Here is a 20,096-nt window from a genome sequence, read left to right as displayed (position 1 = left end):
GCCCTGCTAAAACAGCGCAAAGTCTTACTCACGCTGGAGACGCATCCCATGAGCACCTGGCCAGACACCCGCATTCTCGACCTGCTGGGCATCGACGTGCCTATCATCCAGGCGCCGATGGCCGGCGCCACCACCCCTGCGATGGTCATCGCCGCCAATCAGGCCGGCGCCTTGGGCTCAATGCCCGCCGCCGCGCTGAGCATCGAGCAACTGCGCGAAGCCTTGAGCACGATCCGCCTGGCCAGCGCAGGCCCGATCAACGTCAATTTCTTCTGCCATCAACCTCCATCTGCTGATCAAGAGCGTGACCACCGCTGGAAGGCGTTGCTGGAACCTTACTACCGCGAGCTGGGCGCCGATTTTGATGCACCGACTCCAGTGTCCAATCGCGCGCCGTTCAACGAAGCGGCCTGCAAAGTCGTCGAAGAATTTCGCCCCGAGGTGGTGAGCTTTCACTTTGGTCTGCCGGAAAAAAACTTGCTCGATCGGGTCAAAGCCACCGGCGCCAAGGTGCTGTCCTCGGCCACCACCGTTGAAGAAGCCGTATGGCTCGAACAGCATGGCTGCGATGCAATCATTGCGATGGGCATTGAAGCCGGCGGGCACCGTGGGATTTTCCTCAGCGACGACCTCAACACGCAAATAGGCTTGATGGCGCTGGTGCCGCAAATCGTCGACGCGGTAAAGGTGCCGGTGATCGCCGCAGGCGGCATTGGCGATGCACGCGGCATCGTTGCGGCATTCGCCCTGGGTGCTTCTGCGGTGCAAATCGGCACCGCGTACCTGTTTACCCCTGAAGCCAACGTCAGCGCCTCCCACCACCACGCACTGCGTCACGCCCAGGCCAGCGAAACCGCGCTGACCAACCTGTTCACCGGCCGCCCGGCGCGTGGCATCGTCAATCGAGTGATGCGCGAGCTCGGTGCGATCAACCCGGCGGCACCGGCATTCCCCACCGCTGGCGGCGCCCTGATGCCGCTCAAGGCCAAGGATGAAGCCGGCTTCAGCAACCTCTGGGCCGGCCAGGCGCTGCGTCTGGGTAAAGATATTTCCAGCTATGACCTGACCCGCCAGTTGGCCGAACAGGCGCTGGCCAAGCTCAAGCGCAACTGACACCTGGGGCAACTTTGCACTGTACCGGCAATGGCCAACCGCTATATATTCCCATACATAGCGGTAAAGCCTTCTACCTATAACAAGCCGTACAACCCCCAAGGAGCTGCTTCATGATGATCCGCGCCTCACGCCTGGCCCCTACTGCCCTGGCCAGCCTGATTGCCGCTTTTGCCTTTGGCTCGGCCCACGCCGATGAAGTCCAGGTGGCGGTCGCCGCCAACTTCACCGCGCCGATCCAGGCGATTGCCGCCGATTTCGAAAAAGATACCGGCCACAAACTGGTCGCCGCCTACGGCGCTACCGGCCAGTTCTATACCCAGATCAAGAACGGTGCGCCGTTCGAAGTGTTCCTCAGCGCCGATGACACCACCCCGCAAAAACTCGAAGCCGAAGGCGACACGGTCAAAGGTTCACGCTTCACCTACGCGGTCGGCACCCTGGCGCTGTGGTCGGCCAAAGAAGGTTATGTGGATGCCAAGGGCGACGTGCTGAAGAAAAACGACTTCAAACACCTGTCCATCGCCAACCCGAAAGCCGCGCCTTATGGCCTGGCGGCCACTCAAGTGCTGGCTAAAGAAGGCTTGACCGAGAAGGTCAAGGACAAGCTGGTCGAAGGCCAGAACATCACCCAGGCCTATCAATTCGTGTCCACCGGCAACGCTGAGTTGGGCTTTGTCGCGCTGTCGCAGATCTACAAAGACGGCAAGGTCACCAGCGGTTCGGCGTGGATCGTCCCGGCGGCCATGCATGACCCGATCAAGCAAGACGCGGTGATCCTCAATAAAGGCAAGGACAGCGCTGCGGCCAAAGCCCTGGTTGAATACCTCAAGGGGCCAAAAGCCGCTGCGGTGATCAAGTCCTACGGTTACGAATTGGCCAACTGACTATGCCGTTGTCGAGTGCCGATTTTTCCGCCATCTGGTTGACCATCAAACTGGCGTCACTGACCACTGTGATCCTGCTGATCATCGGCACTCCGATTGCCCTGTGGCTGTCGCGCACCCGCTCCTGGTGGCGCGGCCCCATAGGCGCGATTGTCGCGTTGCCGTTGGTGTTGCCACCGACGGTCATCGGCTTTTACCTATTGTTGACCATGGGCCCCAACGGCTACTTCGGCCAGTTCACCCAATGGCTGGGCCTGGGCACCCTGACTTTCAGTTTCGCCGGGCTGGTGATCGGCTCGGTGATCTATTCCATGCCGTTTGTGGTGCAACCGTTGCAAAACGCCTTCTCCGCCATCGGCACGCGCCCATTGGAAGTGGCGGCGACGCTGCGCGCCAACCCTTGGGACACGTTTTTCACGGTGATCCTGCCTCTGGCCCGCCCGGGGTTTATCACCGCCTCGATTCTGGGCTTCGCCCACACCGTCGGTGAGTTCGGCGTGGTATTGATGATCGGCGGCAATATCCCCGACAAGACCCGCGTGGTCTCAGTGCAGATCTACGATCACGTCGAAGCCATGGAATATGCACAGGCCCATTGGCTCGCCGGTTCCATGGTGGTGTTCGCTTTTCTCGTATTGCTGGCGCTCTATTCCAGCCGTAAAACCAAGATGGGCTGGAGTTGACCGCCATGATTGATGTACGCCTGAACCTGAAGTACCCAGGCTTCGCCCTCGACGTGGACCTGCACCTGCCCGGCCGTGGTGTAACCGCGCTGTACGGGCATTCCGGCTCCGGCAAGACCACCTGCCTGCGCTGTATCGCCGGGCTTGAGCGGGCTGAAGATGGGTTTATCCAGATCAACGAAGAGGTCTGGCAAGACAGCCGCAACGGCGTGTTTGTACCGCCGCATAAACGCGCACTCGGTTATGTGTTCCAGGAAGCGAGCCTGTTTCCTCATCTGTCGGTGCGCGCCAATCTGGAGTTTGGCCTCAAGCGTATTGCCCGCATGCTTCGCCGTGTGGACATGGCACAGGCCGCCGAATTGCTGGGCATCGGCCACTTGCTTGAACGCCACCCGCAGCACTTGTCCGGCGGCGAACGCCAGCGCGTCGGCATCGCCCGCGCCCTGCTCACCAGCCCGCAGTTGTTGTTGATGGATGAGCCGCTGGCGGCCCTGGACAGCAAGCGCAAAAGCGAGATCCTGCCCTACCTTGAACGCCTGCACGATGAGTTGGATATTCCGGTGCTCTACGTCAGCCATGCCCAGGACGAAGTGGCGCGCCTGGCCGATCACATCGTGCTATTAAGCGACGGCAAGGCGCTGGCCAGCGGCCCCATCGGCGAAACCCTGGCACGCCTGGACCTGCCGATGGCGCTGGGCGATGACGCCGGTGTGGTCATCAACGGCACGGTGGTTGCCTTTGACGCGCACTACCAATTGCTCACCTTGCAGTTGCCCGACAGCCCTTTGCAGATCCGTGTGGCCCATGCGCCGCTGGCGTTAGGTAAGCATTCGCGGGTCAAGGTGCAGGCGCGCGACGTCAGCCTCAGCCTGCAGGCCGAAGAAGCCAGCAGTATCCTCAATCGCTTGCCGGTGACGGTCACCCAGGAAATTGCCGCGGACAATAACGCCCATGTACTGGTGCGCCTGGACGCCGGCGGTACGCCTTTGCTGGCGAGGATTACACGCTTCTCCCGCGATCAACTGCAACTGCATCCGGGCCAGGCCTTGTGGGCGCAAATCAAGGCGGTGGCCGTGCTGGCGTAAGTATTTGGCACGCGCGCAAAACCCTGCGGTCAATCAGGTATACCGGCCTGATCTGTTGCCAAGGAATTTGCACCATGCCCGACTCTGCGCTGCCTGCCGACCTGCCCCGCGACCTGCATTATGTGGACGACACCCAACCCGGCATCCGCCGTAAAAAACTACGCGGCAAGTTTCAGTACCTTGACGCCAAAGGCCAGCGCATCACCGATGCCGATGAAATCAAGCGCCTGAATGCGTTGGCCGTGCCACCGGCCTACACCGACGTGTGGATCTGCGCCGACCCGCGCGGCCACCTGCAAGCCACCGGCCGTGATGCACGGGGCCGCAAGCAGTATCGCTACCATGCGCGTTGGCGCGAAGTGCGCGACACCGACAAGTACTCGCGCCTGCAAGAGTTCGGCAATGCCTTGCCCAAACTGCGCAAGCAATTGGAAGCGCAAATCGCCGCGCCGGGTTTCACCCGTGAAAAAGTCCTGGCCACCGTGGTCATGCTGCTGGACGCCACACTGATCCGCGTCGGCAATACTCAGTACGCCCGCGACAACAAATCCTACGGGCTGACCACCCTGCGCAACCGCCATGTGGACATCAAGGGCAGCGAGATCCAGTTCCAGTTTCGCGGCAAGAGTGGCGTCGAGCACCAGATCAGCGTCAAGGACCGGCGCCTGGCCACGGTGGTCAAGCGCTGCATGGAACTGCCGGGGCAGAATCTGTTTCAGTACCTGGACGAAGACGGCGAGCGCCACACCGTCAGTTCCCACGACGTGAATGCCTATTTACACAGCCTCACCGGCGCCGACTTCACCGCCAAGGACTACCGCACTTGGGCCGGCACCGCGATGGCGCTGGCGGTGTTGCGCGAATTGGAGTGGCAGCCCGAATCCGATGCCAAGCGGCATGTGGTGGCAATGGTCAAAGATGTCGCCAAGCAGTTGGGTAATACACCGGCAGTGTGCCGCAAGTGCTATATCCACCCCGCCGTGCTTGAGCATTTCAGCCTGGGCGAGCTGTCCAGACTGCCCAAGCCACGGGTGCGCAAAGGCCTTAAAGCCGAAGAAGTGGCGCTGGCGATGTTCCTGGAGCAATTGACGGCCGACTTGCCCAAGCGCGCCAAGCTGGGTTAGCCTGCGGGTCCTTTCTGACTCACGGGATGAGCGCCGACGTGAACAACTAAGCCTTCCAAAATGTATCTGCAACGAGCCGCCTGGCGCGCTTGTTGGCCTGCTCGACATTTTTTGGAGGTGCTGATGACTGACGTCAAACGCCTACCCGTATTGGTTTCCCTGCAACACGTGTCCTTCCAGTTCGCCAATGGCGAAACCTTGCTGGACGACTTCAGCCTGTCCATTGATTACACACCCACCGGGATTGTCGGCCGTAACGGTCGCGGCAAAAGTATCCTGGCGCAGCTGCTTGCCGGCGTGCTTGAACCCTCCAGCGGCACACTCGATGGCAAGGCCCGCGTGGCCTACGTCGCCCAAAGCCTGACGCTGCAGCCTGGACAAAGCCTTGCCCTGGTGACTGGCACCGCCCAGGCATTGTCGGCACTTGAGCGCATGGCCCGAGGCGAGGCCCAGCCCGGTGACCTTGAACTGATTGACGATCGCTGGGACCTTGCCGAACGCTTGCGCACGGCACTGGATGACGCTGGCCTGCACGCGCTCGGTTTTGAAGCGCCGGCCAATCAATTGAGTGGCGGCCAACTGGCCAGGGTGGCCGTGATCAGCGCGTTGTTGGCGGTTCCGGATTTGCTGGTGCTGGATGAGCCCACCAACCACCTCGACGGCAATGGGCGCGAGTGGCTGTTGCGGGTTCTGAGCGAGTGGCGTGGCGGTTTGGTGGTGGTCAGCCATGATCGACAGTTGCTCAACAGCCTGTCACGCATCGTCGAGCTGTCGCCCCTTGGTATGCGCGTGTATGGCGGCAATTACGACGCCTATCGCCAGCAGCGCGATACCGAACAGCACGCTGCCGCCCTGGCGCTTGAGCATGCTCGCCTGCAACGCAGCCGCGAACGCAAGCGCCTGCAAAAAGATCACGACAGCCTGCAACGCAATGCCGCCCGCTCACGCAAGCATGCCGAAACCGCCAACGTTGATCGCTTTACCAAAGCCCGCTGGAAAGGCGCCGCCAAGGAAATCGTCAGCACAGTGCGCAGCGCTCACCACGCCTACAAGAATGAGCTGGATGGGCAGGTGCGCCAAGCCTATGCGCGTGTCGTCGATGAAACCCCGACCTTGCTCGCCCTGCCCGGCTCGGCCTTGCCCAATGGCCGACACGTACTCACCCTGGAGCATGCCCAACTGCCGTGGCTCGACCCGCACCAGCCTGCAACTTACCTCACGCTCAACCTGATCGGCCCGGTACGCGTGGCCGTGCGCGGGCCGAACGGTTGCGGCAAGTCCACGCTGCTCAAGCTGCTGGCGGGCCAATCGCAAGCCGTCAGCGGCAACTGCGCGGTGCCGGTGCCCGCTGCGTATATCGATCAGCACTTGGCGCTGCTGACGGATGAGCGCTCCATCGTCGAACAGCTCAACCTGCTCGACACGCCCCTGGCCGAAGCCGAGCTGCGCACGCGCCTGGCCTTGTTGCAACTGGACGCCCTGCGCGTCACCCAGCCCACCGGTCAACTGAGCGGCGGCGAACGCTTGAAAGCCGCGATGGCGATTGCCCTGTGGCGCGATTCCCCGGCGCAACTGCTATTGCTGGACGAGCCCACCAACCATCTGGACCTGGAATCGGTACTGGCCTTTGAGCAGGCGCTGCGCGGGTTTACCGGGGCCATTGTCGCGGTGTCCCATGACGAGGCGTTCATCCAGGCAATCCAGCCGACCCACCACTTGCTCTGGCAGCCCACCGGCTGGCGACTGGAAAGTGTCTGAGGTCATTGCAAGCGCGGCCGAAGCGTCCTACGGTAGTGGCCGAATAATCTCAACGCGGAGCCCGGTCCCATGTTGCCTTCGTCCCACAGGCCTTACGCCAATGCCGCGCTTGCCCATCGCCAACGCTGGCGCGGGCGGGTCGGTTTGATGCTGGTGGCCAGCCTGTCGGTGCTGGCAGGCATGACCGATGCGATTGGCTTTATGGCCAGTGGTGATTTTGTTTCATTCATGAGCGGCAACACCACACGCCTGGCGGTGGCGATCAGCGCCGGTGACCTGGGCCTGACCGGGCGCCTGGTGTTGCTGGTGGCGGTGTTTGTGCTGGGCAACGCCTTGGGCGTGGTGGTCAGCCGCTTCAGCCGTCGGCATGCACTGCCTTTGCTGCTGTGCATCGCCGCCTTGCTCTGCGGTGCGGCGCTGTGGCCTTTCGACAATGCCTTGCCGGCGCTGCTGGCGGCGATCCTGGCCATGGGCATGCTCAATGCCGCCGTGGAAGAGGTCAACGGTTTGCCGGTAGGCCTCACCTATGTGACCGGCGCGCTCTCACGTTTTGGGCGCGGGCTGGGGCGCTGGATGCTGGGGGAACGGCGTAATGGTTGGCGGGTGCAACTGGTGCCATGGGCCGGCATGTTTGTAGGCGCAGTGCTCGGTGCGGTGCTGGAGCATCACCTCGGGCTCAAGGCGCTGCTGGTCAGTGGCGCATTCGCCGCCGTGCTGGGGCTGGTGTCACTGAAGATTCCCCGGCGCTGGCATTTGGGCTACATGCCGCGATAGGAAGGAAACGAGGCCCGCTCGACGTTCAGGCCTCGACGTCCGTGTACTGGTAAAGAGCCATCACGTCGAGCGAGCGGGAGGAATGATAAGCCAATGCCCGGCGACTGTCCCGCCGGGCATTTCCGAAAAATGCTAAGGAGACAGCCTACAGACAGGTTGCCAGTGCGGCCAAACGACGCTTGGCCGGCATCGTGCCCTGGGCTGCATAATATTTGACGCTGGAGCCGGCACCGGCTACGCGCACATCGGCGAAGTAGTCGCCGCCTGTGGTGTAGACGGTGAAACCGCCGGCTTCGAGCGGTTCCTTGAAACCACCGGCATCAACGCCGAACACCGCCTCGTCCTGCCAGCCGAACTGGATGCACTGGGCAACCACCAACGTGGCTTTGTCCGACGCCAGGGTCTTGTAGGGCTGACCGGTGCGCGCGTCCTTCATCTTCGAGCCTGCACAGCCGGACAGTGCGGCCACTGCCAATGCGCCAATTACCAGCTTTCGCATGCCATTGCTTCCTTGGAAAAAATGCGACTTTACCACTCTCCGGTGATTGTCTGATGCGTGCATGAACTTTGTTTCACTGTGAAGGGTGGGGTTGGCACCTATAGTCGGCAGGCTCATTTTTAAGAAGTCTCCCTTCTGCCCGCTCTCCCGCGGGCTTTTTTTTGTTTGCGGTTTGGGGTGGGGGCGGTTGAGCCCGTGGTGTTGATGTGTGGTGGGTGCATATTCGCCATAGAAAAGGATGTAAGGGCCAAAACAACAGCAACTCTGCCAACCTCACCATCAAGGTTGGATGCAGTCAACTGTGGGAGCGGGCTTGCTCGCGAATGCGGTGTATCAGTGACAGATGAATTGACTGGCACACCGCATTCGCGAGCAAGCCCGCTCCCACATTTAGATCGCGTTGCATCAGTTAGACAGGCTTTTGCTTTGCACTTGATCTGGCTTTTGCTTCAACCACTCAGGTCGCCGTGCTGTAGATTTTGATCTGAGAATCGCCCCGTCAACCATGTGTACGGTCCCCCATACCCCTCGTCAAAACCACCACCGAAACAAATAAAACAACCCCATGCTCAACAGCACCGTAATCAACACGCTACGCGTCCAGAACATCAATGCCACCGCACAGACGCCCGCCAACAAATAAGGATTCGCTGGGCTCAAATTCAGCTTGTGATCGGCGAGAAAAATAATCGGCCCGCAAATCGCCGTCAGCATCCCAGGCACTGCAAACCCCAGAAACTCCCGCGCCCCGCGGTTAAGGCGCACCGGCAAACGCGGCTCGATAAACAGGTAACGGTTAAGAAAAACCACCAGCCCCATGGCCACAATCATGATGTAAATCATCGTTGCCCTACCCCCAGCCGCTTGCAGGCAAACCCCGCCATCATGCCCAACACCCCGGATACCACCACCGCCGATTCCCAGTGCAAAAAGCTCAACCACACCGAAAACAGCAACGACACCGCCACACACACCACCGTCGGCACATCGCGCACCACCGGCGTAATCAACGCAATGAAGGTGGCAGCAATCGAAAACTCCAACCCCAACTGATCAAGCCCGGGAATGCTTTTGCCGAGCACAATGCCAGCCAGGGTAAAGAGATTCCAGGCGATGTAAAACGTCAGCCCCACCCCCAACGCGTACCAACGATTGAACGTCTCGCGGTCATAGTGGTTGACCAGCGCGAAGAACTCATCAGTGAGCAGAAAGCCCAGGCTCATGCGCCAGCGGGCGTTGAGTGACGAGAGTGTCGGGCGCATGTGCATGCCATACAGCAAATGCTGGGAAGTCAGCAGCAAGGTAGTCAGCACGATAGAGATCAGGCTGGCGCCGCTCTTGACCATGCCGATGGCCACCAGCTGCGCGGCACCGGCAAACACGATGGCGGACAACCCCTGGGCCTGCAGCGGGGTAAATTGCGCGTCAATGGCCATGGAGCCGGCGAGCAGCCCCCACGGCGCACAGGCCAGGGATAACGGAATAACGGCGATGGCGCCGCGGGCGAAGGCGTAATGCGGTAAGGCAGCAGGCATGGAGACGGCTCATCGACAGACAGTCGACAAGCATGCCAGCGTTTAAAGCAGGTTGTCTTGAACGATCTTGCGCACTCAGGCGAGTTTGACCGACACCTGCTCCACCGAGTCGCGCGCCTCACGCAGTTCATGGGCGTCCTGATTGAGCCGGTGAATGGTATTGAGCAGGCGTTGGCGCAACACTTCATCGCCGAGTTTTTCGACGGCGCGCATCAGGTCAAACGCCGCGGTTTCATTATTGTCCGCGACGGAATCGAGGGTCTTGCGCAGGTTGCGAGTGGCACGGGTCACGCGGGTTCATCCTTCATCAGCAATGGGCAGGCACTTTAGGACATTCGTGTTTCATTTTAATTTCAGTCACTTGTGGCGGATTGAAGGGCGTTTGATCCACATCAATCGAATTCAGGAATTGACTTGCATATATGGACATACATATATTTGCATAACCATATATGAAAAGACCTTGATCATGTCGGACCTCTTCTCCCCGCCCACCCTGTTCAAATGCCTGGCCGACGCCACCCGCGTACGGCTGACGTTATTGATCCTGCGCGAAGGCGAACTTTGCGTGTGCGAACTGATCCATGCTCTGGACGACAGCCAGCCAAAGATCTCCCGTCACCTGGCGCAACTGCGCAATTGCGGGCTGCTGCTGGATCGTCGTCAGGGCCAATGGATCTACTACCGTATCAACCCGGCACTGCCCGCTTGGGTCACCCAAGTGCTGGACACCACCTTGCAAGCCAACCAACCCTGGTTGCACAGCGACGCGCAGCGTCTTGATGCCATGGGCGACCGACCACAACGGGCCAGCACCTGCTGCTGAGCCATCGGAGCGTTAATTCATGCTTGTCGCAATTGGCATTTTTATCTTCACCATCGTTCTGGTCATCTGGCAACCCAAAGGCCTCGGGGTCGGCTGGAGTGCAAGCATGGGCGCCATTCTGGCCCTGGCCTGCGGGGTGATCAGCCTGGCGGATATTCCGGTGGTGTGGCACATCATCTGGAACGCCACCGGCACCTTTGTTGCGCTGATCATCATCAGCCTGTTGCTCGACGAAGCCGGCTTCTTTGCCTGGACCGCCCTGCACGTGGCGCGTTGGGGCCGTGGGCGTGGCCGGCGGCTGTTTGCCTATATGGTGCTGCTCGGTGCGCTGGTTTCGGCGCTGTTTGCCAACGACGGCGCGGCGTTGATCCTCACGCCCATCGTCATGTCGATGCTGCTGGCCTTGCGCTTTTCCCCGGCGGCGACCCTGGCGTTTGTCATGGGCGCGGGGTTTATCGCAGATACCGCGAGCCTGCCGCTGGTGGTGTCGAACCTGGTGAACATCGTCTCGGCGGATTACTTCAAGATCGGCTTCAACGAATACGCGGCGGTGATGGTGCCGGTGAACTTCGTCAGTGTCGCCGCCACCCTTGCGGTACTGCTGTGGTTCTTTCGCCGCGATATTCCCCAGGCCTACGACCCGGCCGACCTCGAAGACCCCGCCAGCGCCATCCATGATCGTGCGACCTTTCGCGCTGGCTGGTGGGTGTTGGGCATCTTGCTGGTCGGCTGCTTCGCGTTAGAGCCGCTGGGCATTCCCATCAGTGCAATTTCTGCGGTGTGCGCCGTGTTGCTGCTGGTGATCGCCGCCAAGGGCCACAAGATTTCCACGCGCAAAGTATTGAAAGAAGCGCCGTGGCAGATCGTGGTGTTTTCCCTGGGCATGTACCTGGTGGTCTACGGCCTGCGTAACGCCGGCCTCACCACCTATCTCGCCACCTGGCTCGACACCTTTGCCACCTACGGCGTGTGGGGCGCGGCCATGGGCACCGGCGTGCTGACGGCGCTGTTGTCATCGGCGATGAACAACCTGCCGACGGTTTTGATCGGCGCCCTGTCGATCGAGTCCAGCCATGCCGTGGGCGTGGTCAAGGACGCGATGATCTACGCCAACGTAATCGGCAGCGACCTGGGCCCCAAAATCACCCCGATCGGCAGCCTGGCCACCTTGCTGTGGCTGCATATCCTGGCGCGCAAAGGCATCACCATCACTTGGGGTTACTACTTCAAGGTCGGCATTGTGCTGACCCTGCCGGTGCTGTTGATCACCCTCGCCGCCCTCGCCTTGCGCCTGAGTCTCTGAAGGAGATATCGCAATGAAAGTCCTGTTCATGTGTACCGCCAACAGCTGCCGCAGCATCTTGTCCGAGGCAATGTTCAATCACCTGGCACCGCCAGGTTTCGAGGCAATCAGCTCCGGCAGCTTCCCCAAGGGCCAGGTGCTGCCGCGCAGCCTCAGCACGTTGCAGGCAGCGGGCATCAGCACCGCAGGTTTGTACAGCAAGGGCAATGACGCCTTTGAGGGCAGCCCGCCGGATGTGGTGATTACTGTGTGCGACAAGGCCGCAGGCGAAGCTTGCCCGGTGTATTTCGGGCCGGCGGTGAAGGCGCATTGGGGGTTGGAAGACCCGTCGGATATTCAGGCTGATGAAGCCCGAGTGGATGCAGCGTTCAAGGCCACCCTCAGCACCATCGAAAGGCGTTGCCAGGCGTTCTTCGCCCTTCCCTTCAGCCACCTCAACCCTGCCGAGTTGAAAGCTGAACTCGCACGCATCGCAGAACTGTAGCCGGAGACCGCAATGACCACGCTGCCAAACCTCAACAGCGCCCTTGCAGGCCCGCTGCCTGTCGGCCCAGGCCACCCGCCGCGCATCCTGCTGCTTTACGGCTCCACGCGTGCGCGCTCATTCAGCCGTTTGCTGGTGGAAGAAGCTGCACGCCTGCTGCGCCACTTCGGTGCCGACACACGCATTTTCAACCCGTCCGGTTTGCCGCTGCCTGACGATGCGCCTAGCGATCACCCCAAGGTCCGCGAACTGCTGGAGTTGATGCAATGGTCCGAAGGCCAGGTGTGGTGCTCGCCTGAACGTCACGGCTCGATGTCGGCGGTGTTCAAGGCGCAACTCGATTGGGTGCCGCTGGCCCTCGGCGCCGTCCGCCCCACCCAGGGCAAGACCTTGGCCGTGATGCAGGTGTCGGGCGGTTCGCAATCTTTCAATACCGTTAACCAACTGCGCGTACTCGGACGCTGGATGCGTATGTTCACCATCCCCAACCAGTCCTCGGTACCCAAGGCATTTATGGAGTTTGATGACCAGGACCGCATGAAGCCTTCGGCGCTCTACGATCGCGTGGTCGATGTGATGGAAGAACTGGTGAAGTTCACCGTGTTGCTGCGCGACCGCCCGGACTTGGTCGACCGCTACTCGGAGCGCAAGGAAAGCGCGGATGAACTGTCACAGCGCGTCAACCAACAGTCGATTTGATCGAGCCCTTCGGCGTATGCTCACGCACTTTCTCGAAAGGACGCGGGCATGCTGGCGATTTTCTTTTATGCACTGGTATTCGGTTTTGTGTTTTGCCTCTCACCCGGCGCGGTGCTGGCAGAGACGTTGCGCCGTGGCTTGCTTCATGGTTTTACCCCGGCCCTGCTGGTGCAAATCGGTTCTCTGGTAGGCGACGCTGTATGGGCGGTGATCGGCCTTACCGGCATCGCGTTGCTGATGCAACATGACGCCGTACGCATTCCGCTGACGGTCGTGTGCGCGCTGTACCTGGCCTGGCTGGGGGTGCGCAGCCTGATCGATGCCTGGCACTTGCCCGAAGCGGATAATGCACCGGCCAGCTCCCGTCAGAATGCGCTGGCGGTAGGGGCCGCGATTTCTCTCGCCAACCCAAAGAACATTGTCTATTGGGGCGCGCTGGGCAGTGCCTTGTCCGGCATCGTCGGCGCGACGCCGAGCCATGGGCAAACCTTTATGTTTTTTGCGGGGTTCATGCTCGCGTCGGTACTGTCATGCTTTCTGATTGCCGCACTGGTCAATCTGCTGCGAAAGAATGCATCACCGGTATGGCAACGCATCAGTTATGGCACCTGCGGTGTAGTGTTGTTATATCTGGCAGTTCTGGCGGCCCAAGGGATATGAAGTTATATATCGCGCAACTTGCCGAGGTCTTTATCTGAATGAACTCTGAACGCGGGATAATTTAATTAATCATGCGTTGACATTTTGTATTCAGCTGAGTAGATTGCCCCTGCCCACAACTGGGGCCTTTTTTAAACCTCACAAAAGAAGCCAATGGACACAGTATCTAGTCGCTGTCCGAGCACCGCATTAGCGGGCATCGGGCGCCAAACCCAGAATATGACAGGACTCGCCTTCCAGGTCCGGTAAGCTGCGCTAGAGCTTGATGCTCCACCGTAACTGCCTCACCGGTCGCCCGTCCGGTCCCGAGGTGTGTTATGACCTTTCAACTGATTGTTTTGCCTGACATTCGCACGCTGGCCGCAGCCCTGCGCGCCAAGCTGTGCCGCGAGCCTGTAGGTTTTTCACCTACGCGCTCAACCTTTGCTGCACCCTCTCCCCTAGCCAGTAAAGATCAGCTGCGCCCAGCCCCCCCGCTGGCGCACTGGCGTGTCTGCCCTGCCAGCGGCCAATTGCTGCAGCACTGGGACCACGCCGACCCTCAAGACCCGCAGAGACCCAAGGTTTCCACCCTGGCTCAAGCCAGCCTGTTGCTCGAGTTCTACCTGAGCAATCGCGCCGCTTAAACCAGCTGGAAACAGCAACTTCCTGATGATTATTCTGGAGTTCGTTATGAACACATCCAGTAGTAGCCCGCTGCGCGCCAATTAACTAACGCGTCAGTAGCGGGCGCTGTAGAAGTTATGTGAACACCTTATTTAAACCGATCGCGAAGTCCGCGGCTCGGCATGCTTTCGCTCGCCTGTATTCAGGTAAGTACCGGGTATGTTTTGTCGAGAATTGGCGACAGGAGTACAGACAATGAGCGCCGTAAAGAACACGCCTCTGCACAAGAAAAATGGCACTGCACCCGACACCAAACTGTCGATGCGTGCCGCCCGTGAAGCCCAGAACGGCCTGTCGGCCACCCTCGCCAATGTGCGTGCCACCCAGGACGGCCTGACCGAACTCGACGCCTCGGCACGTCTGCAACGCGAGGGCTACAACGAAGTAGCCCATGACAAGCCGCCTCACGCCATCGTCCAGTTCCTGCAGGCACTGAACAACCCGTTCATCTACGTGCTGCTGACCCTCGGCGGGATCAGCTTTATCACTGACTGCTGGCTGCCGATGCAGGACGGTGAAGAAGCCGACCCGACCAAAGTCATCATTATCATGACCATGGTGCTGCTCAGCAGCCTGCTGCGTTTCTGGCAGGAACACCGCTCGGCCAAATCCGCCGAAGCCCTCAAAGCCATGGTGCGCACCACCGCAACGGTGTTGCGCCGCGAACAAGTCGGCAGCCAGCCGATCCTGCGCGAAGTGCCGATGCGCGAGCTGGTCGCCGGCGACATCGTGCAGCTGTCTGCCGGCGACATGATCCCGGCCGATATCCGCCTGATCGAGTCCCGCGACCTGTTTATCAGCCAGGCCGTGTTGACCGGCGAAGCCTTGCCGGTGGAGAAGTACGACACCCTCGGCGATGTCACGCAAAAATCCGCCTCTACGCTGGCGGCCGACCAAGGCAACCTGCTGGACCTGCCGAACATCTGCTTCATGGGCACCAACGTGGTCAGCGGCCGCGCCAAGGCCGTGGTGGTTGCCACCGGGCCGCGCACTTACTTTGGCTCCCTGGCCAAGGCGATTGTCGGCTCCCGCGTGCAAACCGCCTTCGACCGTGGCGTGAACAGCGTCAGCTGGCTGTTGATCCGCTTCATGCTGGTGATGGTGCCGATCGTGTTCTTCCTCAACGGCTTCTCCAAAGGTGACTGGGGCGATGCGTTCCTGTTCGCCCTGGCGGTTGCCGTGGGCCTGACCCCGGAAATGCTGCCGATGATCGTCAGCGCCAACCTGGCCAAGGGTGCTACCGCCATGGCCAAACGCAAAGTGGTGGTCAAGCGCCTCAATGCGATCCAGAACTTTGGTTCGATGGACGTGCTGTGCACCGATAAGACCGGCACCCTGACCCAGGACAAGATCATCCTGGAGCATCACGTCAACGCCTTCGGCCAACGGGATGACGCGGTGCTGTCCCTGGCCTGGCTCAACAGCTTCCACCAGAGCGGCATGAAAAACCTGATGGATCAGGCCGTGGTGCAGTTCTCGGAGCAGAACCCCAAGTTTCAGTTGCCGCTGGCCTACAGCAAGGTCGATGAACTGCCATTTGATTTCGTGCGCCGACGTCTGTCGATTGTGGTGCGCGACACGGCCGGCGACCAATTGCTGGTGTGCAAGGGCGCCGTGGAAGAGATGTTGAGCATCTCCACACACATGCTCGAAGGTGGCACCGCCGTGCCGCTGGATGATCAGCGCCGCGAAGAACTGTTGGCATTGGCCAACGACTATAACGAGGACGGCTTCCGCGTCTTGGTGGTCGCGACGCGCAATATCCCTAAATCCATGGCGCGCCAGCAGTACACCACCGCTGATGAGCGCAACCTGGTGATCCAGGGCTTCCTGACCTTCCTTGATCCACCGAAGGAAACCGCAGGCCCGGCGATTGCCGCGCTGCAACAAATCGGCGTAGCCGTAAAGGTGTTGACCGGCGACAACGCGGTAGTCACCAGCAAGATCTGCCGCCAGGTCGGCCTCGAACCCGGCCAGCCGCTGCTGGGCGTGGAAATCGAAGCAATGGACGACGCCACCCTGCTGCGCCGCGTGGAAGAACGCACGGTGTTCGCCAAACTGACGCCACTGCAAAAATCCCGCGTACTTAAAGCCCTGCAAGCCAACGGCCACACCGTGGGTTTCCTTGGCGACGGCATCAACGATGCGCCGGCGCTACGTGATGCCGACGTGGGTATCTCGGTGGACAGCGGCACCGATATCGCCAAGGAATCGGCCGATATCATCCTCTTGGAAAAGAGCCTGATGGTGCTGGAAGAAGGCGTGCTCAAGGGCCGCGAAACCTTCGGCAATATCATGAAGTACCTGAACATGACCGCCAGCTCCAACTTCGGCAACGTGTTCTCGGTGCTGGTGGCCAGTGCGTTCATCCCGTTCATGCCGATGCTGGCGATTCACTTGCTGCTGCAAAACCTGATGTACGACATCTCCCAGCTGGCCTTGCCGTGGGACAAGATGGACAAGGAATACCTGGCCAAACCGCGCAAGTGGGATGCGAAAAACATCGGCCGCTTCATGGTCTGGATCGGGCCAACCTCGTCGATCTTCGACATCACCACCTTTGCGCTGATGTGGTACGTGTTCAGTGCCAACAGCGTAGAAATGCAAACCCTGTTCCAGTCCGGCTGGTTTATCGAAGGGCTGCTCTCGCAAACCCTGGTGGTGCATATGTTGCGCACCCGCAAGATCCCGTTCTTCCAGAGCACGGCCGCCTGGCCGGTGTTGATGATGACCGCCATCGTCATCGGGCTGGGGATCTACGTACCGTTCTCGCCGCTGGGCACACTGGTGGGCCTGGAGCCGCTGCCGCTGGCGTACTTCCCATGGCTGGTCGGCACCCTGCTCGCCTACTGCTGCGTGGCCCAACTGATGAAAACGATCTACATCCGCCGCTTCAAGCAGTGGTACTGATCACCCCCGCCGTTTAAACGGTGGCGGTCGCCCGATCGCCACCGTGCATCACAAGGACCCTGACTATGCGCGTGCTTATCTGTGCAGGTCGTCATTACGCTGACACCAAAAAGTCCCGCCAAGTGCTGGACGCCTACCACCGCCTGCGCCCCGTGCAGGTTTTGATTCACGGCGGCAACCAGTTCCTCGGCAGCGACATCGAGGAATGGGCGCGGGAAATGAGCATCGACGTGGTGCGCTACCCGCCCAATTGGCAACGCCACGGCAAGCAGGCGGAACGCCAGCGCAACCTTTTCATGCTCGCCGACAGCCGTCCCGACGTGATCATCGCCCTGCCGGGTGGTGACGACACCTCGGAGCTGGTCTGCCAGGCCAAAGCCAGCGGCATTTCGGTGCTGACCGTAGAAAGCTGAATTCAAGCGAGGTGCATCATGCACAAAAAACATAGCCCACAGCGTCCGGACGGGTTTGCCAAATACCGCGAACGTCACTACCGGGGCGCTCGCCATACCCTGTTGCTGCTGCCACCGGCCAAGCGCCGCGCGCTGCAACGCAACCTGATCTTTATCGGCACCACACTGGGCCTTATTTTACTGATCGCGCTGTTTTCCAAAGCCCAGGCGGCCGGCGGTTCCTATGTGGTCGACGACGGCGGCATCAACGATCCGGGCGAATGCAGCGTTGACGCCTGGTACACCGCCAACCGCCATCAAGGCAACATTCATAACCAGACGCTTAACCCGGCGTGTACCTTCAGCGCGCTGCCGGCCGTGGAATGGAGCGCAGCACTGTCGCGCGCCAGTAATGCGGGGGATGCCGAGACGCAGATCAGCCCACAAGTAAAGGCGCAGGTGTGGTCACAGGAAGCGTTGGGGCTGCAAATGGCAGTGTCTGCCACCAGCCACTTTGCCCTCGACCGCCAGCATGCATTCGACGGCGCGGACTTTAACGTGCCGTTGACCTGGCAACCGCTGCAGGCATTGCGCCTGAGCCTCAATGGCGGCTGGACCCATGCCTACAACGGTGGAGAGCAAAACCACCGCCTCACCTGGGGCACCGGTTTTGAGTACCAGTTGGCGGACGCGCTCACGCTGATCGGTGAGCGCTACGGCCAGGAAGGCGGTGACCAGGCGTGGCAAGCCGGGCCGCGCTTCCATGTGGGCAAGCTGGTGGATGTGGATGTAGTGGTTGGGCAGAACCTCACCGGTGATCACAACCAATGGCTGACCACCGGCGCAACCGTGCGGTTTTAAACTTTTTTAGCTTGCTGCTCCAGATGCAGTTGCAACTCTGGTTCGAGTTGCAACTGCGCGGCCAGTTCGTCCAGGTAGCCGCGCTCTGCGTCCTGCTGATCGTCGACCAGCATCACGCTGGCCAGGTAGATCTCGGACGCCAACCCTGGATCAGCGGCATATTCGGCAAAATCGGCGGCATTCAGGGGCTTTGCGACTTCGTCGTTGAGCCACTGCTTCAACTGCGGCTCATCGGTATGGCGGCCCATCTCGGTTGAGATCATTTGCTGCTCGTTTTCATCAATCCTGCCATCGGCTTTGGCTGCCGCAATCAAAGCACGCAATACCGCATGGCTATGGGCTTCAGCTGCCTGACCGTCAAGCTGGTCAACCGTCTGAATCGCTTGCTGCGGTGCGCTGGCCTGCTGGCGTTGCCACGCCTGATATGCCTGGAACGCGGCCATCCCCAGGGAGGCCAATGCCGCATAGTTCATCCCGCCGGAGCGTGTTTGGTTGGTGCCACTGGCCGGCGCACCGCCCAACAGTCCGCCCAGGCCACCTAATAAACCACCCAGCCCACCACCTGGCGTAGCGTTGTTGGTGTTGCCGCTGCCGGAGCTGTTCAACAAGCCGCCCAGCAAACCACCCAGGCCACCGCCCGAGGCCCCGCCGCCTTGCTGGCTGGCACGCAGCAGCTGTTCAAGTAAATTGCCGGTATTCATGGTGTCACTCTCCCGCAGCATAGTATTGGCGTTTATCAACCATAGCTTGCCGCCGCAGGAACACCAAGACCGCCGGGCGGGCACGCCTTATGATGGCCTCACCACGTTGAAGGAGAAACCACGTGAACCGTCTTGAACACCTTTTGTTGATGGCTGACTACAACCAGTGGATGAACCGCAAGGTGTATGCCGCCGCCAGCCAGCTTACCGATGCCGAATTGACGGCGGATCGACAGGCGTTCTTCGGCTCGATCCTTGGCACACTGAACCACCTGACGCTGGGTGATACGGTATGGCTCAAACGGTTTGCCGAGCATCCGGCAGGCTTTGCCGCGCTGGCGCCATTGGCTTCAATTGCGACGCCCTCTGACTTGAAGCAACTGGCCTTTGCCAACTTGCGCGAGCTATCGGCCCGCCGCACTTGGCTGGACCAACTGATCATCGACTGGGCCAACAGCCTGCGCGAGCCCGATCTGGACCAGCGTCTGCAGTACCACAACATGCGCGGCGTGGCGAACCACAAGCCGTTCTTTGCACTGCTGATGCATTTTTTCAACCACCAGACCCACCACCGGGGCCAGGCAACCACATTGCTGACCCAGGCGGGCGTGGACGTCGGTGATACCGACCTGCTGGCCTTGATTGATTGAACTCAGCCGGCACTGAACGCCGCGTAGGCTTGCATCAAGCGCGGGAAGTCCTGCGGCTCGGGCAACTGCGCAAAGCTTTCGACCGCCGGCGTTGCGGCCCAGGGCAGTTTTTCGCTGGTCCAGGTTTCCATGAACGGCACGTAGTCGCGGGCGTTATCCAGCAAGGCCGCACGCACATTGACGAACTCATCGATACCATGGGGGCGCGTAAACAACCAGCTCATGCAGTGCGGGCAGCAATAATGGCGGTCCACGCCGTGCAAGCCACCCATCACCGGGCAACCCTGGATCACGGTAAAGCCAGCGGCCGGAATCAATGCGCTAAGGGAAAACGCACTGGCGGTCATCTTCTGGCAGCCGCTGCAATGGCATGCCATGGTGATTACCGGCGGCAAACTCACACTGAAACGCACCCGGTTACAACGGCAACTGCCTTCCAGCGGCAAGGTTTCGACGCTCATCACTCACTCCTTTTTATGATTGTTG

The 20,096-nt window shown here is 60.5% G+C and carries 23 protein-coding genes; 17 read left to right on the top strand and 6 right to left on the bottom strand.

Translation table 11 applies throughout. The features are described from left to right. Nucleotides 1-48 precede the first annotated feature (48 nt). The 7 genes from FFI16_RS11420 (at nt 49) to FFI16_RS11390 (ending at nt 7,424) form a co-directional block, all read left to right on the top strand. Complete coding sequence (locus tag FFI16_RS11420) at nt 49-1,113, top strand: nitronate monooxygenase family protein (protein ID WP_138817759.1); 1,065 nt, start codon at nt 49-51, stop codon at nt 1,111-1,113. A 113-nt stretch (nt 1,114-1,226) separates the two neighbouring features. Beyond that, nucleotides 1,227-2,000 (top strand): molybdate ABC transporter substrate-binding protein, encoded by a 774-nt coding sequence (modA, locus tag FFI16_RS11415; RefSeq protein WP_138817760.1) that lies wholly within the window; start codon nt 1,227-1,229, stop codon nt 1,998-2,000. Beyond that, a complete protein-coding gene (gene modB, locus FFI16_RS11410) occupies nt 1,997-2,683 on the top strand; it encodes a molybdate ABC transporter permease subunit (protein WP_178112733.1) in 687 nt (228 codons plus the stop codon). The genes modA and modB overlap by 4 nt, the downstream gene beginning before the upstream one ends. A gap of 5 nt (nt 2,684-2,688) precedes the next feature. Beyond that, complete coding sequence (modC, locus tag FFI16_RS11405; RefSeq protein WP_138817761.1) at nt 2,689-3,768, top strand: molybdenum ABC transporter ATP-binding protein; 1,080 nt, start codon at nt 2,689-2,691, stop codon at nt 3,766-3,768. A gap of 74 nt (nt 3,769-3,842) precedes the next feature. Further along, nucleotides 3,843-4,892 carry a DNA topoisomerase IB gene (locus FFI16_RS11400; RefSeq protein ID WP_138817762.1) on the top strand — a complete coding sequence of 350 codons (1,050 nt, stop codon included), beginning with the start codon at nt 3,843-3,845 and terminating at the stop codon, nt 4,890-4,892. Between the two features lie 123 nt (nt 4,893-5,015). Further along, on the top strand, nt 5,016-6,650 hold the full coding sequence (locus tag FFI16_RS11395; protein WP_138817763.1) for an ABC-F family ATP-binding cassette domain-containing protein: 1,635 nt from the start codon (nt 5,016-5,018) through the stop codon (nt 6,648-6,650). 69 nt (nt 6,651-6,719) lie between these two features. Further along, nucleotides 6,720-7,424 (top strand): YoaK family protein, encoded by a 705-nt coding sequence (locus FFI16_RS11390; protein ID WP_138817764.1) that lies wholly within the window; start codon nt 6,720-6,722, stop codon nt 7,422-7,424. Nucleotides 7,425-7,569: 145 nt separating this feature from the next. On the opposite strand, the gene FFI16_RS11385 is transcribed toward FFI16_RS11390, so the two are convergent. The 4 genes from FFI16_RS11385 to FFI16_RS11370 all read right to left on the bottom strand — a co-directional run bounded on the left by FFI16_RS11385 (nt 7,570) and on the right by FFI16_RS11370 (nt 9,749). Next, complete coding sequence (locus tag FFI16_RS11385; RefSeq protein WP_138817765.1) at nt 7,570-7,923, bottom strand: lipoprotein; 354 nt, start codon at nt 7,921-7,923, stop codon at nt 7,570-7,572. Nucleotides 7,924-8,454: 531 nt separating this feature from the next. Continuing rightward, nucleotides 8,455-8,766, bottom strand: coding sequence for an AzlD domain-containing protein (locus FFI16_RS11380; RefSeq protein WP_138817823.1), 312 nt, complete (start codon nt 8,764-8,766; stop codon nt 8,455-8,457). Next, nucleotides 8,763-9,458 (bottom strand): AzlC family ABC transporter permease, encoded by a 696-nt coding sequence (locus FFI16_RS11375; RefSeq protein WP_138817822.1) that lies wholly within the window; start codon nt 9,456-9,458, stop codon nt 8,763-8,765. The genes FFI16_RS11380 and FFI16_RS11375 overlap by 4 nt, the downstream gene beginning before the upstream one ends. Nucleotides 9,459-9,533: 75 nt before the next feature. Continuing rightward, entirely contained in the window at nt 9,534-9,749 is a 216-nt protein-coding gene (locus tag FFI16_RS11370; RefSeq protein ID WP_017138831.1) for a hypothetical protein, read from the bottom strand. A gap of 178 nt (nt 9,750-9,927) precedes the next feature. Here FFI16_RS11370 and FFI16_RS11365 point away from each other — a divergent pair, with 178 nt between their 5' ends. The 9 genes from FFI16_RS11365 to FFI16_RS11325 all read left to right on the top strand — a co-directional run bounded on the left by FFI16_RS11365 (nt 9,928) and on the right by FFI16_RS11325 (nt 18,259). Next, the gene (locus FFI16_RS11365; protein WP_138817821.1) at nt 9,928-10,284 is read left to right on the top strand and encodes a metalloregulator ArsR/SmtB family transcription factor; all 357 of its coding nucleotides are present in this window, start codon (nt 9,928-9,930) and stop codon (nt 10,282-10,284) included. 19 nt (nt 10,285-10,303) lie between these two features. Beyond that, nucleotides 10,304-11,587, top strand: coding sequence for an arsenic transporter (locus FFI16_RS11360; RefSeq protein WP_017138833.1), 1,284 nt, complete (start codon nt 10,304-10,306; stop codon nt 11,585-11,587). A gap of 13 nt (nt 11,588-11,600) precedes the next feature. After that, nucleotides 11,601-12,071, top strand: coding sequence for an arsenate reductase ArsC (locus FFI16_RS11355; protein WP_138817820.1), 471 nt, complete (start codon nt 11,601-11,603; stop codon nt 12,069-12,071). A 12-nt stretch (nt 12,072-12,083) separates the two neighbouring features. Then, a complete protein-coding gene (gene arsH, locus FFI16_RS11350; protein ID WP_138817819.1) occupies nt 12,084-12,770 on the top strand; it encodes an arsenical resistance protein ArsH in 687 nt (228 codons plus the stop codon). A gap of 48 nt (nt 12,771-12,818) precedes the next feature. Continuing rightward, on the top strand, nt 12,819-13,430 hold the full coding sequence (locus FFI16_RS11345; RefSeq protein ID WP_138817818.1) for a LysE family transporter: 612 nt from the start codon (nt 12,819-12,821) through the stop codon (nt 13,428-13,430). Between the two features lie 317 nt (nt 13,431-13,747). Beyond that, entirely contained in the window at nt 13,748-14,056 is a 309-nt protein-coding gene (locus FFI16_RS11340) for a hypothetical protein (protein ID WP_138817817.1), read from the top strand. A 235-nt stretch (nt 14,057-14,291) separates the two neighbouring features. Continuing rightward, nucleotides 14,292-17,006, top strand: a complete 2,715-nt coding sequence (gene mgtA / locus FFI16_RS11335; protein ID WP_138817816.1) for a magnesium-translocating P-type ATPase — start codon at nt 14,292-14,294, stop codon at nt 17,004-17,006. Between the two features lie 65 nt (nt 17,007-17,071). Continuing rightward, nucleotides 17,072-17,419 carry a DUF2493 domain-containing protein gene (locus FFI16_RS11330; RefSeq protein WP_138817815.1) on the top strand — a complete coding sequence of 116 codons (348 nt, stop codon included), beginning with the start codon at nt 17,072-17,074 and terminating at the stop codon, nt 17,417-17,419. Nucleotides 17,420-17,437: 18 nt separating this feature from the next. Further along, nucleotides 17,438-18,259: a hypothetical protein gene (locus FFI16_RS11325; protein ID WP_138817814.1), complete on the top strand. Its 822-nt coding sequence runs from the start codon at nt 17,438-17,440 to the stop codon at nt 18,257-18,259. Here the strand turns inward: FFI16_RS11325 and FFI16_RS11320 are convergent. Further along, on the bottom strand, nt 18,256-18,960 hold the full coding sequence (locus FFI16_RS11320) for a tellurite resistance TerB family protein (protein ID WP_138817813.1): 705 nt from the start codon (nt 18,958-18,960) through the stop codon (nt 18,256-18,258). The two genes, FFI16_RS11325 and FFI16_RS11320, sit on opposite strands and share 4 nt — an antisense overlap. A gap of 122 nt (nt 18,961-19,082) precedes the next feature. On the opposite strand from FFI16_RS11320, the gene FFI16_RS11315 reads away from it, so the two are divergent. Further along, nucleotides 19,083-19,610 (top strand): DinB family protein, encoded by a 528-nt coding sequence (locus FFI16_RS11315; protein ID WP_138817812.1) that lies wholly within the window; start codon nt 19,083-19,085, stop codon nt 19,608-19,610. Between the two features lie 2 nt (nt 19,611-19,612). On the opposite strand, the gene FFI16_RS11310 is transcribed toward FFI16_RS11315, so the two are convergent. Further along, complete coding sequence (locus FFI16_RS11310; RefSeq protein ID WP_138817811.1) at nt 19,613-20,071, bottom strand: GFA family protein; 459 nt, start codon at nt 20,069-20,071, stop codon at nt 19,613-19,615. Between the last annotated feature and the right edge of the window lie 25 nt (nt 20,072-20,096).

This window comes from Pseudomonas sp. KBS0710 (genome assembly GCF_005938045.2).
In the GTDB taxonomy this organism is placed as follows: domain Bacteria; phylum Pseudomonadota; class Gammaproteobacteria; order Pseudomonadales; family Pseudomonadaceae; genus Aquipseudomonas.
This window is presented reverse-complemented; position numbering and strand designations above follow the sequence as displayed.